Raw genomic sequence first — 20,857 nt, 5'->3', positions numbered from 1 at the left:
CTATCAGTATCGATACAGAAATAAGCAAGGTAATCATGGCAAAAGTGTTAGAAGTATTACGTTTTCCCGATGAGCGGCTGCGTACCATCGCCAAACCCGTCACCGAGTTCACACCGATGTTACAGCAAATGGTAGATGATATGTTTGAAACCATGTACGCCGAAGAGGGCATCGGCCTGGCGGCGACCCAGGTGGACTTTCATCAACGGCTGATCGTGATCGATGTCTCCGAAGATCGGCAGCAACAGCTGGTGCTGATCAACCCGGAAGTGCTCGAACAAAGCGGCAGTACCGGCATAGAGGAAGGTTGTCTGTCGGTTCCCGGTGCCCGCGCCCTGGTGGAAAGAGCCGAGCGCATCAAGATCCGGGCCCAGGATCGTCATGGCCAGACCTTTGAGCTGGAAGCCGACGATCTGCTGGCCATCTGCATACAACATGAAATGGATCACCTGATCGGCAAGCTGTTTGTCGATTACCTGTCTCCGCTCAAGCGCCAGCGCATACGCCAGAAAATGGAAAAGCTTGCCAAGCAAGAAGCACAATAATTCCAATAATAAAGGACGCCCCTTGAGCAAACTCAATATCATTTTTGCCGGCACCCCGGACTTCGCCGCCCGCCACCTGCAGGCGCTGCTCGGCTCGGAACACAACATCATTGCCGTTTATACCCAGCCGGACCGCCCCGCCGGCCGCGGCAAGAAGCTGACCCCCAGCCCGGTCAAGGTCGCCGCCGAACAGGCCGGTATTCCGGTGTTTCAGCCCCAGAGCCTGCGCAACGAAGAGGCACAACAGCAGCTTGCCGCCCTCAACGCCGACATCATGGTGGTGGTGGCCTATGGTCTGATCCTGCCGCAGGTGGTGCTGGACGCACCGCGCCTGGGCTGCATCAATGTACATGGCTCTCTGCTGCCACGCTGGCGTGGCGCTGCCCCCATTCAGCGCGCCATCTGGGCCGGCGACCGGGAAACCGGCGTGACCATCATGCAGATGGACAAGGGGCTGGATACCGGCGACATGCTGCACCTGGCCCGCCTGCCGATCACCCCTGAAGATACATCCGCCAGCCTGTATGACAAGCTGGCCGACATAGGTCCCGAGGCGCTGTTACAGGCGCTGACCCGAATAGCCGATGGCAGCATCACCGCCGAGCCCCAGGACGACGCGTTAGCCAACTACGCGGAAAAGCTGTCCAAGGAAGAGGCGCGCATCGACTGGCAGTTGCCGGCCAAGCAGCTCGAACGCAACGTACGCGCCTTCAATCCCTGGCCGGTCAGCTATTTCATGGTGGACGAGCACAACATCAAGGTCTGGCAGGCAGAAGTACTCGATGAAAACAGCGACCAGGCGCCCGGCACCCTCATCCGGGCCGGCAAGGCCGGCATCGATGTCGCCACCGGCACCGGTGTGCTGCGCCTGCTCAGCCTGCAGCCGCCGGGCAAGAAAGCCATGGCCTGCCAGGATCTGCTCAACGCCCGCAAGGACTGGTTCCAGCCCGGCAATCGCCTGGCGTGAACACACTCAACTCAGTGGTAATTATATGAAAACCCGTGCCGCCGCGGCCAAGATCCTTCATCAGGTACTCAATCAAGGCCAATCGTTATCTACCCTGCTGCCGCGTTATCAGCAGGAAGTGGCCGCCAAGGATCGCGCCCTGCTGCAGGAGCTGTGTTTCGGCACCCTGCGCTGGTACAGCCGACTCGACGCCATCGCCAAGCAGTTGCTGGACAAGCCGCTCAAGGGCAAATATCAGCCGGTGCACTCGCTGCTGCTGGTAGGCATCTATCAGCTGCTTTATACCCGAATACCGGCTCACGCCGCCCTGGCGGAAACCGTCAACGCCTGCAAACTGCTGAAAGCCGACCCCTTCAAGGGTATGGTCAACGGCGTGCTGCGCAACGTTCAGCGCCAACAGAACGAGCTGACCGCCAAGGTCGACGCCCTGCCCCAGTTACGCCTGGCCCACCCCAACTGGCTGGTCAAGCGCCTGCAACAGGCCTATCCCGAGCAGTGGCAGGACATCCTCGAGGCCAATAACCAGCATCCGCCGATGTGGATTCGGGTCAATCAGCGCCATCACTCGCGCGAAGACTACCTGACGCAGTTGCAACAAGCCGGTCAGGAAGCCGAGCCCGACAACCTGGCCGACGGCGCCCTGCGTCTGGCGCGGCCGGTCGATGTAGCCACCCTGCCCGGTTTCGAGCTGGGTCACAGCTCGGTACAGGATGCCGCGGCACAGATGGCCGCCCAGCTGCTGGATGCCGCTCCCGGCGAGACCGTGCTCGATGCCTGTGCCGCTCCCGGTGGCAAAACCGCCCATATTCTCGAGCGTCAGCCGGCGCTGGCCCGGCTGGTGGCCGTGGACATGGACGGCGAACGGCTGAAGCGGGTACACCAGAATCTGGACCGCATCGGGCTGCAGGCCACCGTGATACAGGGCGACGCCGCCCGGCCTGCCGACTGGTGGCAGGGACCGGCCTTCGATCGCATCCTGCTGGACGCCCCCTGCTCGGCCACCGGCGTGATTCGCCGCCATCCGGACATCAAGTGGCTGCGCCGCCCGGACGATATCGCCCAGCTGGCTGCTCTGCAGGCGCAGATCCTGGATGCGCTCTGGCAGCAACTCAAGCCCGGCGGCACCCTGCTCTACGCCACCTGTTCCATCCTGCCGGACGAGAACAGCGCCCAGATCAAGGCGTTTTTAAGCCGCACCCCGGATGCCCGTCATCAGCCCCTGCATCCGGGCGATTCCATCGAACAACCGGGCTGGCAATTGCTGCCGGGCGCCGAACAGCGGGATGGCTTCTACTACGCCAGGCTGAGTAAATTGCAATGAAAATCATCATTCTCGGCGCCGGTCAGGTAGGGGGAACCCTGGCGGAAAACCTGGTGGGCGAGAATAACGACATCACCATCGTCGATACCGACAGCGAGCGGTTGCGGGAGCTGCAGGACAAATACGATCTGCGGGTGGTCACCGGCCACGGTGCCTACCCCAATGTACTGCGCGAAGCCGGTGCCCAGGATGCGGACATGCTGGTGGCGGTGACCAGCAGCGACGAAACCAACATGATTGCCTGCCAGGTAGCCTATTCGCTGTTCAACACCCCCAACAAGGTGGCCCGGATCCGCTCGCCGGAATTTCTGGCCGAGCGGGAGCGACTGTTTCTCAACGAGGCGCTGCCGGTCGACAACCTGATCGCCCCCGAGCAACTGGTGACCGAATACATCTATCGGCTTATCCAGTACCCGGGCGCCCTGCAGGTGGTCGACTTCGCCGAAGGCAAGGTGGGTCTGGTGGCACTCAAGGCCTATTACGGCGGCCCCCTGGTGGGTAATGCCCTGTCTACCCTGCGCGAGCACATGCCCACCATCGACACCCGGGTGGCGGCCATTTTCCGTCAGGACAGGCCGATACGCCCCCAGGGCACCACCATTATCGAGGCCGACGACGAGGTGTTTTTCGTCGCCGCCAGCGGCCACATCCGCGCCGTGATGTCGGAACTGCAACGGCTCGAACGTGACTACAAGCGCATCATGATCGTCGGCGGCGGCAACATAGGTGCCGGTCTGGCCCGTCGCCTGGAAAAGCACTATTCGGTCAAGCTTATCGAGCACAACCCCAGAAGAGCCGAGCAGCTTTCCGAGCTGCTGGAACAGACCATCGTCTTCTGCGGTGACGCCGCCGATCAGGAACTGCTGATGGAAGAGCATATCGATCAGGTGGACGTGTTCATCGCCGTCACCAACAAGGACGAGGCCAACATCATGTCGGCCATGCTGGCCAAGAAGCTGGGCGCCAGAAAGGTGATGGTGCTGATCCAGCGCGGCGCCTACGTCGATCTGGTGCAGGGCGGCAGCATCGACGTGGCCATCTCGCCCCAGCAGGCCACCATTTCGGCACTGCTGACCCACGTGCGCCGGGCCGACATCGTCAACGTCTATTCCCTGCGGCGGGGCGCGGCCGAGGCCATCGAGGCCATCGCCCACGGTGACAGGGCCACGTCCAAGGTAGTGGGCCGCCAGGTCGGTGAGCTCAAGCTGCCCCCCGGCACCACCATAGGCGCCATAGTGCGCGGCGACGAGGTACTGATCGCCCACGACAGGACGGTAATCGAACAGGACGATCATGTGGTGCTGTTTCTGGTAGACAAGAAATTCATTCCGGAAGTGGAGCGGCTGTTCCAGCCCAGCCCCTTCTTCCTTTAAGGTCAACAGCCCCTACTCTGCCGCCCGGCCGCCGGGCAGGGAATGCAGCGGCGCTTCCTCGGCCGCCCTTTCCCTCAGGTGTTCGGGCAGGGGTTTGGTGACTTCCACCCCCAGCTCGCGAAACGCCTCGGCCTGACGGATCAGGTTGCCGCGGCCGCTGGTCAGTTTCTTCATGGCACGTTGGTAATTATCGTCGGCCCGTTGCAACGACTGCCCTATGGCTTCCATGTCTTCCGTGAACAGGCGCAGTTTTTCATAGATCTTGCCCGCCGATTCGGCAATCTTGCGCGCATTCTGGTTTTGCCGCTCCACCCGCCACAGATTTTCTATGGTGCGTAATGCCACCAGCAGATTGGTGGGGCTGACCAGCAATATATTGTGATCCAAAGCGTATTTCACCAGGCCCGGATCCGCTTCTACCGCTACCAGAAAGGCCGGCTCCACCGCCACGAACATCAGCACATAGTCGAGGGTTCTCACCCCCTGCAGGTGCTGATAGTCCTTGCGCCCCAGCTCGCGAATATGCCCCCGCACCGAGGTGACGTGATCGCGCAGCGCCTGTTCCCGCTCGGCCGGGTCTTCGCCGTTGAAGTAGCGCTCATAGGCGGTGAGAGAGACCTTGGCGTCGATGATGATGTCCTTGTCCTGCGGCAGGTGCATCACCACATCCGGCTGATAACGCTTGCCCTCGGCGTTGTTCAGACTAAGCTGGGTGCTGTATTCGTGGCCTTCGCGCAGTCCGGATTCGGACAACACCCGCGACAGGACCACCTCGCCCCAGTTGCCCTGCTGCTTGCTGTCGCCTTTCAGCGCCCGGGTCAGGGCGGCGGTATCCACGCTCATCTGCCGATGCAGCTCGGCCAGCCGCTCGATTTCGAATTTGAGGCTGTGGCGCTGGCGGCTTTCGTCCGCATAGGTTTCCTGCATGTTGCGACGAAAGCCTTCCAGCTGCTCACGCAGCGGCGACAGCAGCCCATCCAGACTGCTCTGGTTCAGCTCGCGGAAGTTGTGGGTTTTCTGCTCGAAGATACGCTGGGCCAGGTTTTCGAACTGCTGTCCCAGTCGAGCCTCGCTCGCCTCGAACTGGGCCTGCTTTTCCGCCGCCCACTGCCGCTCCTGACGCAGCAGGGTTTCATATTCCTTGAGCCGGCCGTTCATTTTCAGCACCAGTTGCTGCTGCTGATCCAGTCGCTGCCGGGTGTCCTGCAGCTCACCACCGCGTTCGTTCAGCTGTTCCTGCAGCTGCCGGTTCTGCTGGGCCAGCAGTTGCAGCCGGGTGCCCATTCCGAGTCGGGTCAGTCCCCAGCCGGCCAGGGCTGCCGCCGCTGCCAGCAGGTAGGGCCAGGTGTCGGTCAGCATCAACGCCTCCGCTGTTCAAGCATGGCCAGTACCCGCCGGTTAAAGCGCAACCAGAGCAAAACATAGAGAAGATAGCACAGCATAATCAGCCACTTGTGTTGATTAACGCCATTATCGAACTCCGCCAGCGGCAGCCCGCTAACCTGGCTGTACAGAAATAACAACAGCGGAAACATCAGGAATACCGACCAGCGCCAGCAATGACCGAGAAATGCAATAAAGAAGCCGTTATCCAAGGTGTGAGTCCCAATATACCGATGATCAGGCAACAGCTTAACAGCGACCACGACGGAATTCAGCCGGAACGGCGCAGATAGCTCTTTAACTGTTCCGACGGAATGGAGCTGCTGGAAGACAGGGTATAGGCGGCCCACTGCCCGGCCTGCATCAATGTCGCCGACATCGACAGGCCCGCTACCAGACCATGAATGAGGCCACCGGCAAAGGCGTCGCCGGCACCGGTGGCATCCACCACCGACACGGGACGGGCCGGCACCCGAATGTGCTGCTCGGCAGAAAACGCCTCGGCACCCTGTTCGCCGTGCGTCACCACCAGCCATTGCAGCCGCTCACCGGCCAGCTCCCGGGCATGGCCGAACAGGTTCTGCTGCCGGGCCAGATCGGCGGCAGAGGCAATCATCACCTGGCAGGGCCGGGACCAGCGACCGCCCCCGGGATACTGGCTGACCACCAGACTGTGTTCCGCCATCTGCGCCATGTAAGCGCCGACATCACCGCCGTCATAATTGACGTACAGGCAGTCCACCGGCTCCGTGGGCAGGCCACCGGGCAGCGCCGGCCGCCGATGTTGTCGCAATATGGTACGTTCGCCCAGACTGTCGATTAGCACCAACAGCTCACCGGTTGCCCCGTCAAACTGCTCCACATGGGTAATATCCAGCCCCAGCTCGGCGGCTTGCTGCCGCAGCCAGTCACCGGTGGCATCGTTGCCGACCCGGGCGGCAATGCTCACCTCATGTCCGGCCCACAACAAGCCAATGCCGGTGTTCGCCGCACCGCCACCCAACCGACACCCCTGATCCCGATACAAGAGGCGGCCGCCGGCGACCAGTGTCTCGTTCAACAACAATACATGGTCGCAATTCAGATTGGCCAGCAGCCGTATTTTTGCCATTCAACACCCTTGACGCTATTTCACCGTGACCTGGATAACCTCCGACATCACCGGTGGCTGATGCGGAACATGCTGCGCGTCTCCCAGCACCAGTTGTAATCGGTAGTCTCCCGGCGGCAGGCTGAGCCGGGTTTCGGTCTGACCGCCACCGAAATGCCGCACCTGGTCGCTGGCGGGCAGCGGCATAGTCAAATCCGGCATCGGCTGGGCATTGATCAACAGATGATGATGACCGGTACCCTCCTGCTCCGTGCCGGCGGGCGCCACGCCCATGCCTTCCAGGCCGAAGCGTACTGTAAACTCTGCGCCCAGCTGCTCACCATCGGCCGGGCTGATGAAATAGACTCTGGCCCCTTCCGGTGCCGGGGTGGCGGATACAGATAAAGCCGCCAGCAAGGTGGCGGCACCAACTAGACTCGTTTTTTTCATCATCATGACTCCCGGTGGATAATACCGTCCAAGCATAGCAGCTGGATGATGGAGGCCCGCCATTTCGGCCGCCCCTGACAGACTCAATCAGCCCGACTGGTATAACGCCGTTCCGTGGTATGAATACGCACCTTGTCACCGATTTTCAGGTATTCCGGCACCTGAACGGTCAGGCCGGTAGCGAAAGTAGCCGGCTTGGTGCGCGCCGAGGCGGAAGCGCCCTTAAGTTCGGGAGTGGTATCGACTATCACCATCTCCACCATTTGCGGCAGTTCCAGGCCGATGACCTGGCCGTCCACCAACAGTGCCTGAGTGCCCTGGGTGCTTTCATCCAGAAACAGCAGTTCATCGCTAATGTCGGCACTGCGGATCGGGTACTGGCTGTAATCTTCGTTGTCCATAAAGACATGCTCTTCACCGTCCACATAAGACAGCACCACGTTGCGCCGCTGCAGCTCGACGGTGTTGAGCAAGTCGTCGCCCTTGAACCGTTCCTCGACCTTGAGCCCTGTTTTGAGATCGGTAAAACGCATCTTGTACAGGGTGGCACCACCACGGGCGCTCGGGCTCTGTACATCGATATCACGCACCAGCAGCAGCTTGCCGTCCAGTTCGATCACTATGCCTTTTTTAACTTCGTTTGCCCTTGCCATGGCGTACCTCCACAAAAGTCCGAAGTCGCATCTTAGCCAAGCCGCAACGTTTGGGCCAGGGCTTGTTGATCCTGATCGGTGGCAAACTGACACGCCACCGCCTCCATGCCGAAGGTACCGCTGCCAGGCACCACGATCACCGAATGGGCCTGATACAGCTCCTTGAGACTGGCGGAGATATCGCACATCACCTGCCGAAAGCGCGGCGACATATGGTTCAGGGATCTATCGGTATACACCACCGAATATTCCAGCAGGCCATCGGGGTCGATATTGGGCAGTAATCCGGACATAATTACCTCTTGAGAACACCTGATACCGAAAAAAGGACGCAAATACACCGCTGGACATCACCAGCCCCAGAATGGCACGGTCAGCCCGAAAGGGGGGGTGTGTACAATCCCGAACACAAACCTGCCGGCATATTGAAGCACAGTGAGTGGCGTTATCTGAACCAATCATCAGGCCCAAGATTTCCGGAAACAGCACAAAAACCATCACCAGAACGACCTTCAACTCCTGGACACAACGCTTAAAATCTATTTTTAAGGTTTTGGCTCAATCAATACACCATACAAGAGAAGTTTATGAACGAACAATTCAGTCTAGAAGGACATGCCTTCATTCCCCTGCACAATCTGCTGAAAGTGCTCGGCTGGTGCGACTCGGGCGCCATGGCCAAGAGGGTGATCGATGAGGGACTGGTACGGGTAAATGGCGAAATAGAAGTGCGCAAGCGCTGCAAGATAGTGGCAGGACAGCACGTCAGCTTTAACGGTCAAGAGGTCGAGGTTACCGAATAATGGTGATGGGCGGGGCTTGGGAACGAGCCCCGAACCGGTGAACCCGCCTCGCCTGCTACACCGCTGACGGCAAACGCCGGAAAACAAAAAGGGCCCATCATTTGATGAGCCCTTTTTGTGAATCTGGTCGGCATGAGAGGATTCGAACCTCCGACCCCTTCGTCCCGAACGAAGTGCGCTACCAAGCTGCGCTACATGCCGTCAACGGAGCGAGAATTTACATAAATGACGGTATTGTTGCAAGCTATTTTTAAGCACCGGTTCTATTTAGGTGCCGCCGGGTACCGGCACGGCACTGGCATCCGGCCGCCGGACCTTGAAAAACGGTCGCCGGCTGTTCACTATCATTGAATCATGAACCCTGATGGAGTCACCTCCGGTGAACATCGCCTTTTTCAGTTGTCGGCCTTATAGGCCACACCCTGTCGTCGAGCACTGCTTGGTTCACAAGGCCTGCCGTTGCACCCTGGACAAGCTGCAACGGCTGTCCACAACGAACCTATGATACTCAAATCAATTAAGGAGTCTGTATGAAAACAGCCCTGGTCATAAAAGCAGCCCTGGTCATGAAAACAGGCCTCGTCGCCACCGCCCTGCTGCTGACCGCCTGTAGCGGCGGCCTCAAGGTGGTAGAGTCCGGCCTGCAGCATCACCACTGGAATCTGACCGCCATCAACGGCGTCCCCGTCGACGCCGAGATAACATCGGATCTGGAAATTTCCGAGCACTTCACCATCAACGGCATGGCCGGCTGTAACCGCTTCTTCGGCAGCGCCACTCTGGAACAGAATCGTCTGAAAGCCGATCCCCTGGCCAGCACCAAGATGGCCTGCGACCCGGTCGCGCAGCAAGTAGAAACCGCCGTGCTGCAAACCCTGGCCGAGGGCGCGACCGTCAACAACCGGGGCCAGCAGCTGGAGCTGGTTGGCGAGCAATATACCCTGACCTATCAACTGGCCGACTGGATGTAATCATGAGCGAACACTTCCTGATCTGCCCGGCCTGCCAGGCAAAGAACCGGATTTCCGGCGAACGACTGCAACAGGCACCCAAATGCGGTAAATGCAAAGAGTCCCTGCTGCCGCCCCAGCCGCTGACGCTGGACGACCCCAGGCTGGACAGGCTGCTGGCCAACGAAACCCTGCCGCTGGTGATCGACTTCTGGGCGCCCTGGTGCGGCCCCTGCCAGAGCATGGCACCGGTGTTTGCTGCCGCCGCAGGCGAGGTGAATGGCCGGCTGCGGCTGGCCAAGCTGGACACCGAAGCCTACCAGGCGGCGGCCGCTCGCTTCGGCATCCGCTCTATTCCTACCCTGATCGCTTTTCATCACGGCAAGGAAATCGCCCGCCAGTCCGGCGCCCTCTCCGCCGGCCAACTGCGACAATGGTTGCAGGCTCTGATGGGGTAAATGAAAAGCAAACCCGACCGCGCCCGAGGAAGCCTGTTCGAGGAAGAAATTGAGTAGGCGATCATGGATTATCAGGCAGGCAAACTGGTATAAGGAGGTTTTTACTCCTGTGGAATGCATGATGGACCAACTCGAACAACAGCGCCTGACGCACATTCTGAACCAGACGCGCAGCATCGCCCTGGTGGGGGCCTCCAATCGTCCGGAACGAGCCAGCTATCAGGTAATGGAGTACCTGCTGCAACATGGATATCAGGTGTATCCGATCAACCCGCAACTGGCCGGCGCCGTCATCCTCGGCCAGACCTGTATCGCCGAATTGGACGATCTGGATCAGCCGGTGCAGCTGATCAATGTGTTTCGCCGCGGCGAGTTTGCCGCCGATATCGCGCTCGAGGCCATAGCGCATGACGCCCTGTGTCTGTGGCTGCAGGAGGGGGTTCAGAGCACGGCGGCGGCCGAGTCCGCCGCCGAGGCCGAACTGGCATACGTCGAGGATCTCTGCATCAAGAAGGTTCACCGGCAGTTGCTCAGGGCGGGAGCATACTTTGATTGTAATTTAGCCAAAGAATAATTGTGCCCGATAATCATCGTTCCAACTGGCCCGCTTCAGCTTGTTGCGCTGGCTCGGTGAGCCACATTCGCTCTGCTTGAGGATGTTCATCGCGAACCGCCGGAACAGCGCCATGTTTTCAACGGCATCCCCGACGGCAATCCGTGAGGCATCCTCATTGAACACCACGTCCAGAATGTAATGTTGACTGTTTTCTATCCGCCAATGCTGGCGGATGTAGTGCCCAAGCAGCTTATGCTTGGGCGACATCGAGCTGACATAGTAAGAGGTATCTACCGTCCCTTTGCCATCGATGGTTCGGTGCCGTTCAACGGCGATGATACTGCGGATGGTCGGCCATTTCTCTGCCAGCTCTACTGGTCATTTTGCTTTTAACTGAAAGACATAGCGTTCTTCTTTGCGCCCATGCCCGGTTTCCTTGTGCTCAACGACCACTTTCTCTTTTCGTGCATCGAAGACCGCCTGGAACTGCGACTGAACCGCTTTGCGCAGATTAGGCTGATTGTGTTTCACCTGGACCACGACATCGGCTTTCTTATCTTGGATTTTCTCCAACGTCTCCCGCTGACAGTGCAGCGCATCCAGGGTCACGACGGAACCTTTGAGATTGAGCACATCCAGCATCTCCCGGACGGTCGCGATTTCTCCCTTCTTGGATGGCGTGGCTTTCTGACTCAATACCAGGCCGTTTTCGGTATCGTAGGCGGTGACCAACTGCACTGCCTGGGCAGAGTTGTTGCGATAGGACCCGCGTAATACCTTGCCGTCGAAGGCAATAATGGGTTTACCGCGATGGGTCCGGCGCTCGTTGACCCAGTTTAGCAATGCTTCCAGCAAGGACTCGACCACCACGCTAGGGATGACGCATCAACGTTCAAAAAACGAACACCCTAATGACGTTGCATCAATTAGGATATGTTTGAGGCCCACTCAAGTTCATTATGATGAGTGACAATCATACAGTTAAGGTTGTTTTTGAGCATCAATGCTACCCTGAGCAGGCTTTAATTGTTCGAAAAACGATCATGCGTCGGCCCTGACCACCACGCTGCGGAGAATAGGCGCAATGGTGTGCCGACGCGGAATACCATGAGTAAAGGGACGGTACTGGCGTAGCCAGTCAGCTTTGGCATCACCATAGGTTTCAATGTCTTGCCAGCCCTCGGCACCCGCCATGATGGCGCTGATAACCAGGAACATCACATCTACCAGATCATGCTTGCGGTTGATGTCCGAGCGGGTTTCTTCAACAAGGGTAAGGTGTTCGATCAAGGTCATGGTCAGGCTCCTCCGGCAAGAGGAGCTGATTAGATCACAGGCTATACGCCTGTTCAAATTTCATTAACAAAGTATGCTCCCGCCCTGGTCAGCTGCTGGGGTCAGCGGAACTGCTTAACAGACCATTTTTCTTGTCGAAAGTAGAGGCTAAAGGGAACCGCTCAACCAACCACTACATTTATCTTTCATATGACAGAAGAGTACCCATAAGTCCTCTGAAAAATCGATGCTGTTTTTACACTCAGCAAAGAGCTTACCAGTTCTCTAATCTTGGTATCAGCATCGATAAATTTACCCGGATTCGCTCCGCCAGCAGTTGAATCATACAGTGCCTTGCCTTGCCTCAGGCCATCCTTGTAAATCTGAATCTCGGCATAGGACATGTAGAGAGCCAGATCCCAACTCCACCTGGCATTGTAGTTGGCTGTCCACCGACACTCGGCCGGCACGGTCATGCGGTCAACCACTCTGAACCTGACACCGTTATCCGCCAAGGCGGACTCCAAAGAGTGCAGAAAACCAGCCCGTACTTCGGGGTTTTGTACCACACACAGAGTTGCGCTATTCTCGATTTTTGCTGTCTCGACGCTTTGCTGGATAGAGCAACCGGACAAGACCATTGTCAGTAGCAGGACAGGGATTAATTGTCTGAGCATACAGGCACCTCAACCATCCGTGGATCATGATTTTACTTGGCATACTCTTTAGCGTATTTTCCAATATTAGCGGAAAGAATACGCTTAGCCACTTAAATACCTTGCTCTTTCTCTTAAACGGATTAACTGGGTAGCTGCTCCTTGTTGAATAATGTAAATTCAGACCCAGCGCTTAAAGATTAATGAAGTATTGATACCACCAAATGCGAAGTTGTTACTCATAACATATTCCGTCTCAATTTTACGCACTTCATGCATTATGTAATCAAGCTTCGCACAACCCGGATCCACATTATCCAGGTTGAGGGTCGGACAGAACCAGCCTTCATTCATCATTTCGATCGCGGTCCAGGCTTCCAGAGCTCCACAAGCACCCAGCGTATGGCCCGTGTAGCTTTTCAATGAGCTGATCGGTGTTGAGCTCCCGAATACTGCCGCCGTCGCCTGACTTTCTGCAATATCGCCCCGGCTTGTGGCAGTACCATGTGCGCTAATATAACCAATCCGTGACGGAGGCAAAGCTGCCCCTTTTAACGCCTGCCTGATCGCGATTTCCATGGTGCTGGCACTGGGCTGTGTGATATGACTGCCATCGGAATTGGTCCCAAAGCCAACAATTTCAGCATGGATTCGGGCCCCTCGGGCTTTGGCATGTTCCAATTCCTCCAGAATAAGGACACATCCCCCTTCACCGATGACCAGCCCATCCCGATCCCGGTCAAACGGACGAGGAGAAAGGTGTGGGGTATCATTTACCACACTTGTCGCATACAGGGTGTCGAATACTGCGGCCTCTGTCGCGCACAGTCCCTCACTGCCACCGGCGATCATGATGTCCTGAGTGCCAAATTTGATCGCCTCATAGGCATACCCTATTCCCTGGCTGCCCGAGGTGCAGGCACTCGAGGTAGTAATAACACGACCACGAATACCGAAATGGACACCAATATTCACCGGCGCGGTGTGCGACATCATCTTGATATAAGAATTTGCATTGAGCCCATCCGATGAGAAGTTCATCAGCATGTTGCCAAAATCCACAAAGGCTTGGCTATCACCAGCTGACGATCCAAATGAAACTCCAACACGACCATTTCCAAGCTCTTCACTACCGCTCAGGCTGGCATTACTGAGTGCTCTCTCTGTTGCATATACTCCGAGCTGAGCCACCCTTCCCATACTGCGCAGCGCCTTTCGGTTGTAATGTGAAGGCATTTTGAAGTTCTGAACCGGTGCCGCTAGCCGAGTATTCAGCCCTTCATAGCAATCCCAGTCATCCATTCTGACAATACCGCTACGACCGGCCGCAAGGTTATCTCTGATGGTCTGCCAGTCATTTCCAATGGGGGAAAAACCGGCCATGCCTGTTATAACAACCCGTTGCATCAATACATTCCACCATTCACCGAAATCACCTGGCGGGTGATGTAGCTGGCCCCTTTGGACATCAAAAAACTCACCGTGGCTGCAACTTCCTCAACCGAGCCAATCCGCTGCATCGGAATCATTTTCATTGCTTCATCAACCGGCAGATCCTCAGTCATATCTGTTTCAATCAGACCCGGAGCAACACAGTTTACCGTGATTTTCCGTCTTGCCAGCTCTACGGCCAATGCCTTGGTGGCCCCGATGATGCCTGCCTTAGCGGCGCTGTAATTTACCTGTCCCCGGTTCCCCATTTCACCGGAAACCGAGGAAAGCGTTACTATACGCCCGGGTTTTCTCCGCCGGACCATGGGCATCACCAACGGATGTAGGACATTGTAGAACCCATCAAGGTTAGTTCTGAGTACCAGGTCCCAGTCCTCTTCCGGTATAGCCGGAAAGGCATTGTCTCGGGCAACTCCTGCATTACACACGACCCCATAGTAGGCACTGTGCTCTTCCACATCCTGCTCCAGAACCCTTCGGCATTGATCCCGATCCGCTATATCGAATTGCAGGATCCGGGCTCTACGACCTATCGCCTCGATTTCACTCGCCACACCTTCAGCGGCTTCAAACCCGGAGCGGCAATGCAATACGATATCAAAACCATCCTGCGCCAGCTGCAGAGCTATCCCTTTACCGATCCCCCTACTGGAGCCGGTCACCAAAATTGTTGCTGTCATTATTTTGTATCCCGTAAAAACATGTCGGCGTCTTCCGGCTGATATATATTCAAACTTGCCGTGACTTCATATCCATGCCCCCGAAGTTCACAGTCAAAAGCGAACAGCCCGTTCTCAGCCTGCATGTTTTTGGTCACCCTCACATGAACTCGCTCCCCGGGAGAAAAATATTCCACCGGTACACTGTATTTCCGGGTTCCCAGCAGGAAACCCAACTTTGGCTCCAGCCCTTTCTTCCGCTCCTGAAGACCAGCGTAGGCGCCTATCGCCTGCGCCATGTACTCCAGCCCCACCCAGGAAGGTACGCCATTCTCATCCGCAAACATGGAAGACGGCGTAATGTTCACTGCCGCTGACAACCAGCCCTCTCCAAAGCCCGTAATCTCCGACAGCAGGCTCATCTGCCCGGAATGAGGGACCAGTTCATCTACATGAAATTCAGGCTTCATCCGACTCGTCTCAAAATCAAAGAGATGTTATTACCACCAAATGCGAACGAGTTACTCAAGGCATACTCAAAATCATCGACTTCCCGGTGCTCTGCAACCAGATTAAGGGCCGGTAATGCAGGATCCGGCCAGCCGTCCCAGATATGGCGTGGTAGAAAACCCTCATTCAACGCCAGCCAACAAATAGCAGCCTCAAGAGCACCGGCAGCTCCAAGTGTATGCCCGGTCAGAGGCTTGGTTGAGCTGCAGGGCACAGTATTGCCAAAAACGTCCGCGACGGCCCGGGCTTCCATCTGATCATTCAGCTGAGTGGCCGTACCGTGCAAGTTCACATATCCAATCGCATTAGGCGTTATGCCGGCATCCGCCAACGCCGCCCGCATGCAACGTATCGCTCCTGCCCCTGTGGGATCCGGGGCCGATATATGATGGGCATCCGAACTTTCACCTACGCCGGCAAGCTCAATCACTCCTGGCTCGCGAGTAACCAGGAAAAGAGCAGCTCCCTCACCAATATTGATTCCCTTTCGATTGACACTGAAGGGGTTGCACGGCTGTTCGCTAATTGCTTCAAGAGAGGAAAATCCCTGTACGGTCAAGTGACAAAGCGTATCCACTCCACCGGCAATCACCGCGTCGCATACTCCCGAACGTAATAACCGACGGGCAGACGCCAACGCCTTGGCACCAGATGAACAGGCAGTGGAAATACCAAATACCGGTCCGCTCAGTTGCAGAACGGCTGCAATGAAAGCGGCTGTTGCTCCCATTTCCTGCATGCGGTAGTCATAACCTGGAGGCAATGCACCGGTTCTTGCTCGTTGTTTCAGGCAGCTTTCGGTGTCGCTGATACCGGAAGTGGATGTACCAATCACCACACCAATACGATGCCGACCGAAACTGTTTACTGCATCTGCAATTGCCGTTTGTATCTGGTTCAGGGCCGCCAACGCTAAACGGTTATTGCGGCTATGCCAGTGGGCTTCGGTCAAGACAATTTCTGGTAAGGCTCCGGAGTAAAGTCCCAACGGCATGGGCCTTTCGGAACTGAAGCTATCTGTCTGAGTCAATCTGGCCTTTCCCGATCTCAATCGGTGATAAGCGATTTCTCGGCCTTCGCCTATGGCACTGACCATGGCCATGGCATTCAAATAGCACCGGGTCACTGTATCAAGTCCCTTTTGTCAAATGTCTGGATGGTTACCTGATACTCCTCCGGATAGTTCCATACCCGAGTAATATTTTCGTCATAGACAATATCAAGCACAAGCGCGCCATGATGCCACAACTGTCGACGGTTCGCTTCTATAGCAACACCCCACCCTGCTTCAGACGAATAATGGCGGTTCAGTACGGGGGTGGGCCAAAGGGAAAACTGGATCGTCGCCAATATTGCCTCACCTGGCAGCTCGACCGGAATCCCAACCGTCTGCTGCAATCGCTGCCCATCATAGTCCAGAGTCGTTAGCGACTGTCCCGTGGGCATGAGTGCCACCAGCCTCGTCCGCTTACGGTCAAACCTGCTGACAACAATAAATTTCAGATTTTCGCCACGAGATTGCATAACAACAGCCTGCTTTAACAACACCGAATCAGGACCATCTGCAGGTGACAACAAGATAAGCTTAGCGACCGCTTCCGGCTCTAGGCGAAGCCCAGAGCAGCCTGCCATAAGGCATACTGAACCGAGAAAAAGTATGCGTATCAGCCGCGACATAGCTCAGCCAGAGTTGAAAGCCTTGCTGGCTCGTTGACATAGGGATTGCAGCTGTCCCAGGCATAACCGGCAAGGATGGAGCTGATCATCGACTTCACAGACTCACTCTTGTTGTCGGCAAAGATCACATTCTGCAGCCGTCCGTCGTACCAGCCATCTACGAATACCCTGAAGGTATCGATACCCGTTCTCAGGGGGAGTTCATACTCCTGTTTCCAGTCAGGTGCCAGTCCCTGAAATTGTCGGTGAAGGGTAGCAGCCGCCAGCGTTGCTGACTTAAGAGCAATAGTGACACCGGATGAAAATACAGGGTCAAGAAATTCACCGGCATTGCCCAGCAAGGCAAAGCGCTCACCAAAGAGCTGCTCAACATCGCTGGAATACCCTTCCAGTTTACGCATGGGTGTATCGAAAACTGCATGTGTCAGAAATTCGCTCAGCATACCGCCTTCGGCAATATACCCCTGTAGTGTTGCTTGTTCATCCATACTGCTTTCATCAAACAGCTCCCTGGGTAGTACCACCCCGGTCGAAGCCCGGCCATTACTGAATGGAATTAGCCAGTACCAGATTTCAGGTACCGATGGGTGAACCGTAATCAGAATTTTGTTGCGATCAAAGCGCGGGTCACTAATATTGTCCTCGACATGAGTGAACAAGGCAATTCGTGATCCCAGTGTGGATGCCTTCTCCAACTTCAGCAATCGCGGCAAGACTCGACCAAAACCGCTGCCATCAAGCAGGAACTCCGCTTCAACCCGATAGGGTGCCTCATTTTCAGGCAACACATCTACCGTCACACCAGACTCTGACTGCTCTATCGCAGTAACGGTCTGGCCGTAGCGGATCTCGGCCCCCTGACGCTCCGCACAGTCAGCCAGTGTTTTGTCAAAGTGACTGCGCTGCACCTGATAAGTGGTTCCCCAGCCTGCCGAGAATTTCTGACGAAAATCAAAGAAGTCATACTCATAACCACGGCAAAAAGCGGCACCATTCTTGTGTTGGAAACCGGCTTCCACGACAGCCTGCAACATACCGGCTTGCTCCAGAAACTCCATACTTTGCGGCAACAGACTTTCACCAATGGAAAACCGGGGAAAATGCTGCCGTTCAAGTATCAGCACTCGGTAACCATATTTCACCAATGATGCGGCCGCCACGGCACCGGAAGGTCCTGCACCGATGACAATCACATCATAACGTCCCTGCAGCTCTGCCATTTGTTATTTCTCCTTTGGAAGACGCGCGCATAAGAGGTGCCAGCAACCAGGTCAGCAACAGGCCCGGCAAGACAATGGCACCAAAGTGATAAAGTACGGGGGTTTGGCTTAAAGCCAGCAATCCAAATGCTAGCAAGCTACTAAACGCCGACAGGCTGACGGCCAGCCAGGTATGATCACTGTCGCCGGTTTCATGGAGAAAGATCCCCATATCGAGTCCGATTCCCAGCACCAGCATCAATGCGATCAAATTAAACAGGTTGTATCCATCATTCAGTAGCAGAAAGCCGGCAAACGCCATCAGGGATGCCAGCAAGGGCGGCAGCACTATACGCCAGACGCGCTGCCGATAGCGTAAGGCCAGCATCAGTATCACACCGCTGTAGGCAAGCAACAGCCAATTTGTAATTTCGTCCCTGTAACTTGCCATCAGTTCGTTTAGGCTACCTATGTGGTCCACGAAATAAACATTCGGCTCCAGCTCCGCCAGCTCGGTCAGTGCATCCTTGAGGGACTTACTTATCTCTCCCTTAAGGTGAATAAGAGTCGCCATATCACCTGTACGCTCACTGATAATATGCCGTGACCAGAAGTGGCTGAACTCCAGTTGGTGCCATTGCTCCGGCAACAGAAATGTTTCAACTCCTCGTCCCATATGAGCCATGGCCTGAGTACGCTGCTCCCCGGATAACTGCAGCAGGTCGGCCAGTGCTAACCACTGTGACCGATATAGTACTTTCACCCGTTGGCCGTTTTCAGCCTGCCGCTGATGCGAAGGCAGCACCTGTGATAACGCACTGTATCCTTGTAACAGATTTTCATCCTGCAGGCGTACCAACTGTGCTTGCAGTCGCTCTTCGGCTCTCAATACCTGCTCAAAATCCGCGCCGGTTACCAACAGAAAAACCGCACTACTACCATTACCCAGCAGGGTTTGTACCTGACGGTCTTCTGCCAGCAATCTGTCGGGTGATGTCTGCAATAGTGTCACATCGTCCCGGGCTGTTCCGTGCCAGATAATCGCTCCACTGATCAGGACCAGTCCGAGCGTCAGGCCAGCCAGCCAGGGAGACATACAGATCCGGGGATAAGCATTTCGCAAGCGCTCCAGCCACAGGGCCGCAGGCAAGGGGCCAGTCCGGGCCTGCCGACCCAATACAGGTAACCAGACCAGCACCGTCAGCCAGGCTGCCATTAGCCCCGCCCCACAAAATACCGCCATTTGCCGTAGCCCCGGAAAAGGTGCCAGCGCCAGCCCCGCATAAGCCACGACGCTGGACACCAGTCCCAGCAGCAGACCAGAAAACAGCTTTCTGATGATCTGCTCCCGAGGTAGTACTCGGGCCTCACAAATGAAATGCATGGCATAATCCACTGCCACACCAACCAGGCCGGCACCAAAGGCCACCGTAATCATGTGGATGCGTCCAAACAGCAGCAGGGTCACGGCAGTGGCCATCAAAGAGCCAATCACCACCGGCAACAACGCCAGCCCCAGTGGCCAGATACTTCTGAACACCACCAGCATTAACAGGATGATGCCCACCAGAGACCCCAACCCTATGGTGGATATTTCCGCTCTAGCCTGTTCGGCACCAGCCGCAGCATGCAGTAACAACCCCGAACGATACAGGCTGACGCCCTGCTGTTGTAACTCGACCCCCAGCGGATCCAGAACGGCGCGGACTACCTGCTGGACCTTAAGGCTAAAGGGATCCGCCGTTAACTGCAGGCTCAGCAGATAGGAAGGACGCTCTGCAGCAACCAGCCGCAGGAGCCCATTCTCGACACGGATCGGCACCCCCGACTGCAGCGAAAGGGCCAGATCGCTGTAAAGTCCGAACGGGTCCCGCAATAGATCGGAAGAAAAACCGGACAAGGGATCGAACAATCGCTGCAAGGCCATTTGATACTGCAACACGCCATTTTCACTGTTCAGCCGTTCCCGAGCCTCGGAGCTCAACAACGTAAAACGATAAGGGAAGAGTTCGTCGCGGGCGGGATCGGAGAGGGGGGCCTGCCAGGTTAGACGAGCGACGCCCTCAAGTGCCTGCAACCGGGTTGCCGCCAACCGCACAGCCGCCTGAGCGTTGTCATTATCATCCGTCGCCACAACCATCAGCAACTTGTCCGAAAACTCCGCTGTCTGTCGCTCGATGGCGCGCTTGACCAGCGGTTGCTGCTCACTGGCCGGAAGTAACGCCATCAGACTCGTATCAACAACAGGCCCCCGGTGCCAGGCTAAAATACACGCCGCCAGAATTACGGCCAGCCACAACAGCGCGGCAAATCTCATGCCCGCTTTACCCGGATTCATTTCGGTAAGCCGTAGAACCGTATGCGCGTTCGGTCCCCACCGGTCTCATGCAGCACGATTTCTCTCAGGTAGACATCACCCTGAAGCTCGACCCGGCTTACTACCTGCTCGACACTCGCTTCACGAGGGATCAGGGTCGCCTGCCACTGTGATGCTTCAATGCGAGTCTGAACATCAAAATGGTCAGACAGTATACTCCAGCGAGCAGTCATCACGCCGAAGAAGATATCACTGAACAGAGCAACCACAGGATTGTTTCGGGCTTCCAGCTTTGACAATACCGTACCGCTTTGCTCACTGGTGATAGTTTCCGGAGTCAGTATCAGCAGGCTTTCAATCGGCATCAGCGTGTGCCAGCTGATGATCCTGGCGTCCCGCTCATAAGCGAACTGCCCAGACGACACTATTTCGGTATCCAGGGCGGTCAGATGCTTGATCTGTTCAAAGCTACCACTCAGAGCCTGCGGCGCTTCCATCAAAGAAGCCGCCTCTTTATAACCGGGTGCTGCCAACACCGGTATCATCCATAACAAGGAAAAAAA

24 protein-coding genes, 1 tRNA gene and 1 pseudogene are annotated in these 20,857 nt (G+C 56.5%); 8 read left to right on the top strand and 18 right to left on the bottom strand.

Annotated features, from left to right (window positions below; genetic code table 11):
- Positions 1-35: 35 nt before the first annotated feature.
- Genes def through trkA form a run of 4 tightly spaced genes read left to right on the top strand, consistent with a single transcriptional unit; the run spans position 36 to position 4,206 of the window.
- Positions 36-545: a peptide deformylase gene (gene def, locus HNR62_RS10160; RefSeq protein WP_204795976.1), complete on the top strand. Its 510-nt coding sequence runs from the start codon at positions 36-38 to the stop codon at positions 543-545.
- Positions 546-567: 22 nt separating this feature from the next.
- Positions 568-1,512 carry a methionyl-tRNA formyltransferase gene (gene fmt, locus HNR62_RS10155; protein ID WP_204795975.1) on the top strand — a complete coding sequence of 315 codons (945 nt, stop codon included), beginning with the start codon at positions 568-570 and terminating at the stop codon, positions 1,510-1,512.
- A 25-nt stretch (positions 1,513-1,537) separates the two neighbouring features.
- Positions 1,538-2,833, top strand: a complete 1,296-nt coding sequence (gene rsmB / locus HNR62_RS10150) for a 16S rRNA (cytosine(967)-C(5))-methyltransferase RsmB (RefSeq protein ID WP_204795974.1) — start codon at positions 1,538-1,540, stop codon at positions 2,831-2,833.
- A complete protein-coding gene (trkA, locus tag HNR62_RS10145; protein WP_204795973.1) occupies positions 2,830-4,206 on the top strand; it encodes a Trk system potassium transporter TrkA in 1,377 nt (458 codons plus the stop codon). Before rsmB ends, trkA begins: the two co-directional genes overlap by 4 nt.
- 12 nt (positions 4,207-4,218) lie before the next feature.
- On the opposite strand, the gene rmuC is transcribed toward trkA, so the two are convergent.
- The 6 genes from rmuC to HNR62_RS10115 all read right to left on the bottom strand — a co-directional run bounded on the left by rmuC (position 4,219) and on the right by HNR62_RS10115 (position 8,075).
- Complete coding sequence (gene rmuC, locus HNR62_RS10140) at positions 4,219-5,565, bottom strand: DNA recombination protein RmuC (RefSeq protein ID WP_204795972.1); 1,347 nt, start codon at positions 5,563-5,565, stop codon at positions 4,219-4,221.
- Positions 5,565-5,801: a hypothetical protein gene (locus tag HNR62_RS10135; protein ID WP_204795993.1), complete on the bottom strand. Its 237-nt coding sequence runs from the start codon at positions 5,799-5,801 to the stop codon at positions 5,565-5,567. The genes rmuC and HNR62_RS10135 overlap by 1 nt, the downstream gene beginning before the upstream one ends.
- Before the next feature lie 59 nt (positions 5,802-5,860).
- Entirely contained in the window at positions 5,861-6,700 is an 840-nt protein-coding gene (locus HNR62_RS10130; RefSeq protein WP_204795971.1) for a PfkB family carbohydrate kinase, read from the bottom strand.
- Positions 6,701-6,715: 15 nt separating this feature from the next.
- The gene (locus HNR62_RS10125; protein WP_239552725.1) at positions 6,716-7,129 is read right to left on the bottom strand and encodes a DUF4399 domain-containing protein; all 414 of its coding nucleotides are present in this window, start codon (positions 7,127-7,129) and stop codon (positions 6,716-6,718) included.
- 83 nt (positions 7,130-7,212) lie between these two features.
- Entirely contained in the window at positions 7,213-7,782 is a 570-nt protein-coding gene (efpL, locus tag HNR62_RS10120) for an elongation factor P-like protein EfpL (RefSeq protein ID WP_204795969.1), read from the bottom strand.
- Between the two features lie 32 nt (positions 7,783-7,814).
- Positions 7,815-8,075 (bottom strand): hypothetical protein, encoded by a 261-nt coding sequence (locus HNR62_RS10115; protein WP_239552724.1) that lies wholly within the window; start codon positions 8,073-8,075, stop codon positions 7,815-7,817.
- Between the two features lie 294 nt (positions 8,076-8,369).
- On the opposite strand from HNR62_RS10115, the gene HNR62_RS10110 reads away from it, so the two are divergent.
- Entirely contained in the window at positions 8,370-8,585 is a 216-nt protein-coding gene (locus HNR62_RS10110; protein ID WP_204795968.1) for an RNA-binding S4 domain-containing protein, read from the top strand.
- 124 nt (positions 8,586-8,709) lie between these two features.
- Here HNR62_RS10110 and HNR62_RS10105 read toward each other — a convergent pair.
- Positions 8,710-8,786 (bottom strand) — tRNA-Pro (locus HNR62_RS10105).
- Between the two features lie 329 nt (positions 8,787-9,115).
- On the opposite strand from HNR62_RS10105, the gene HNR62_RS10100 reads away from it, so the two are divergent.
- The 3 genes from HNR62_RS10100 (at position 9,116) to HNR62_RS10090 (ending at position 10,567) form a co-directional block, all read left to right on the top strand.
- Positions 9,116-9,556 carry an META domain-containing protein gene (locus tag HNR62_RS10100; RefSeq protein WP_239552723.1) on the top strand — a complete coding sequence of 147 codons (441 nt, stop codon included), beginning with the start codon at positions 9,116-9,118 and terminating at the stop codon, positions 9,554-9,556.
- A 2-nt stretch (positions 9,557-9,558) separates the two neighbouring features.
- Entirely contained in the window at positions 9,559-9,993 is a 435-nt protein-coding gene (trxC, locus tag HNR62_RS10095; protein WP_204795967.1) for a thioredoxin TrxC, read from the top strand.
- 118 nt (positions 9,994-10,111) lie between these two features.
- Positions 10,112-10,567, top strand: coding sequence for a CoA-binding protein (locus HNR62_RS10090; protein ID WP_239552722.1), 456 nt, complete (start codon positions 10,112-10,114; stop codon positions 10,565-10,567).
- Here HNR62_RS10090 and HNR62_RS10085 read toward each other — a convergent pair.
- From HNR62_RS10085 to HNR62_RS10035, 11 genes and pseudogenes are all read right to left on the bottom strand, one after another.
- Positions 10,553-11,428, bottom strand: a pseudogene (locus tag HNR62_RS10085) (ISAs1 family transposase). The gene HNR62_RS10090 and the pseudogene HNR62_RS10085 overlap by 15 nt on opposite strands.
- 162 nt (positions 11,429-11,590) lie before the next feature.
- Positions 11,591-11,845: a transposase family protein gene (locus tag HNR62_RS10080; protein WP_420827154.1), complete on the bottom strand. Its 255-nt coding sequence runs from the start codon at positions 11,843-11,845 to the stop codon at positions 11,591-11,593.
- Positions 11,846-12,030: 185 nt separating this feature from the next.
- Entirely contained in the window at positions 12,031-12,501 is a 471-nt protein-coding gene (locus tag HNR62_RS10075) for an Sbal_3080 family lipoprotein (protein ID WP_204795966.1), read from the bottom strand.
- A 159-nt stretch (positions 12,502-12,660) separates the two neighbouring features.
- Positions 12,661-13,887: a beta-ketoacyl-ACP synthase gene (locus tag HNR62_RS10070; RefSeq protein WP_204795965.1), complete on the bottom strand. Its 1,227-nt coding sequence runs from the start codon at positions 13,885-13,887 to the stop codon at positions 12,661-12,663.
- Entirely contained in the window at positions 13,887-14,612 is a 726-nt protein-coding gene (locus HNR62_RS10065; RefSeq protein WP_204795964.1) for a 3-ketoacyl-ACP reductase FabG2, read from the bottom strand. Before HNR62_RS10065 ends, HNR62_RS10070 begins: the two co-directional genes overlap by 1 nt.
- A complete protein-coding gene (locus HNR62_RS10060) occupies positions 14,612-15,061 on the bottom strand; it encodes a hotdog family protein (RefSeq protein WP_204795963.1) in 450 nt (149 codons plus the stop codon). The genes HNR62_RS10065 and HNR62_RS10060 overlap by 1 nt, the downstream gene beginning before the upstream one ends.
- Positions 15,058-16,227, bottom strand: coding sequence for a beta-ketoacyl-[acyl-carrier-protein] synthase family protein (locus HNR62_RS10055; protein ID WP_338044098.1), 1,170 nt, complete (start codon positions 16,225-16,227; stop codon positions 15,058-15,060). The genes HNR62_RS10060 and HNR62_RS10055 overlap by 4 nt, the downstream gene beginning before the upstream one ends.
- Entirely contained in the window at positions 16,224-16,778 is a 555-nt protein-coding gene (locus HNR62_RS10050) for a DUF3261 domain-containing protein (RefSeq protein ID WP_204795962.1), read from the bottom strand. Before HNR62_RS10050 ends, HNR62_RS10055 begins: the two co-directional genes overlap by 4 nt.
- Complete coding sequence (locus tag HNR62_RS10045) at positions 16,766-17,998, bottom strand: NAD(P)/FAD-dependent oxidoreductase (protein WP_204795961.1); 1,233 nt, start codon at positions 17,996-17,998, stop codon at positions 16,766-16,768. Before HNR62_RS10045 ends, HNR62_RS10050 begins: the two co-directional genes overlap by 13 nt.
- Positions 17,973-20,315 carry an MMPL family transporter gene (locus tag HNR62_RS10040; protein WP_204795960.1) on the bottom strand — a complete coding sequence of 781 codons (2,343 nt, stop codon included), beginning with the start codon at positions 20,313-20,315 and terminating at the stop codon, positions 17,973-17,975. The genes HNR62_RS10045 and HNR62_RS10040 overlap by 26 nt, the downstream gene beginning before the upstream one ends.
- Entirely contained in the window at positions 20,312-20,830 is a 519-nt protein-coding gene (locus tag HNR62_RS10035; protein ID WP_204795958.1) for an outer membrane lipoprotein carrier protein LolA, read from the bottom strand. Before HNR62_RS10035 ends, HNR62_RS10040 begins: the two co-directional genes overlap by 4 nt.
- Positions 20,831-20,857: the final 27 nt, after the last annotated feature.

The sequence above is a fragment of the Oceanisphaera litoralis genome (assembly GCF_016907015.1).
Lineage (GTDB): Bacteria > Pseudomonadota > Gammaproteobacteria > Enterobacterales > Aeromonadaceae > Oceanimonas > Oceanimonas litoralis.
This window is presented reverse-complemented; position numbering and strand designations above follow the sequence as displayed.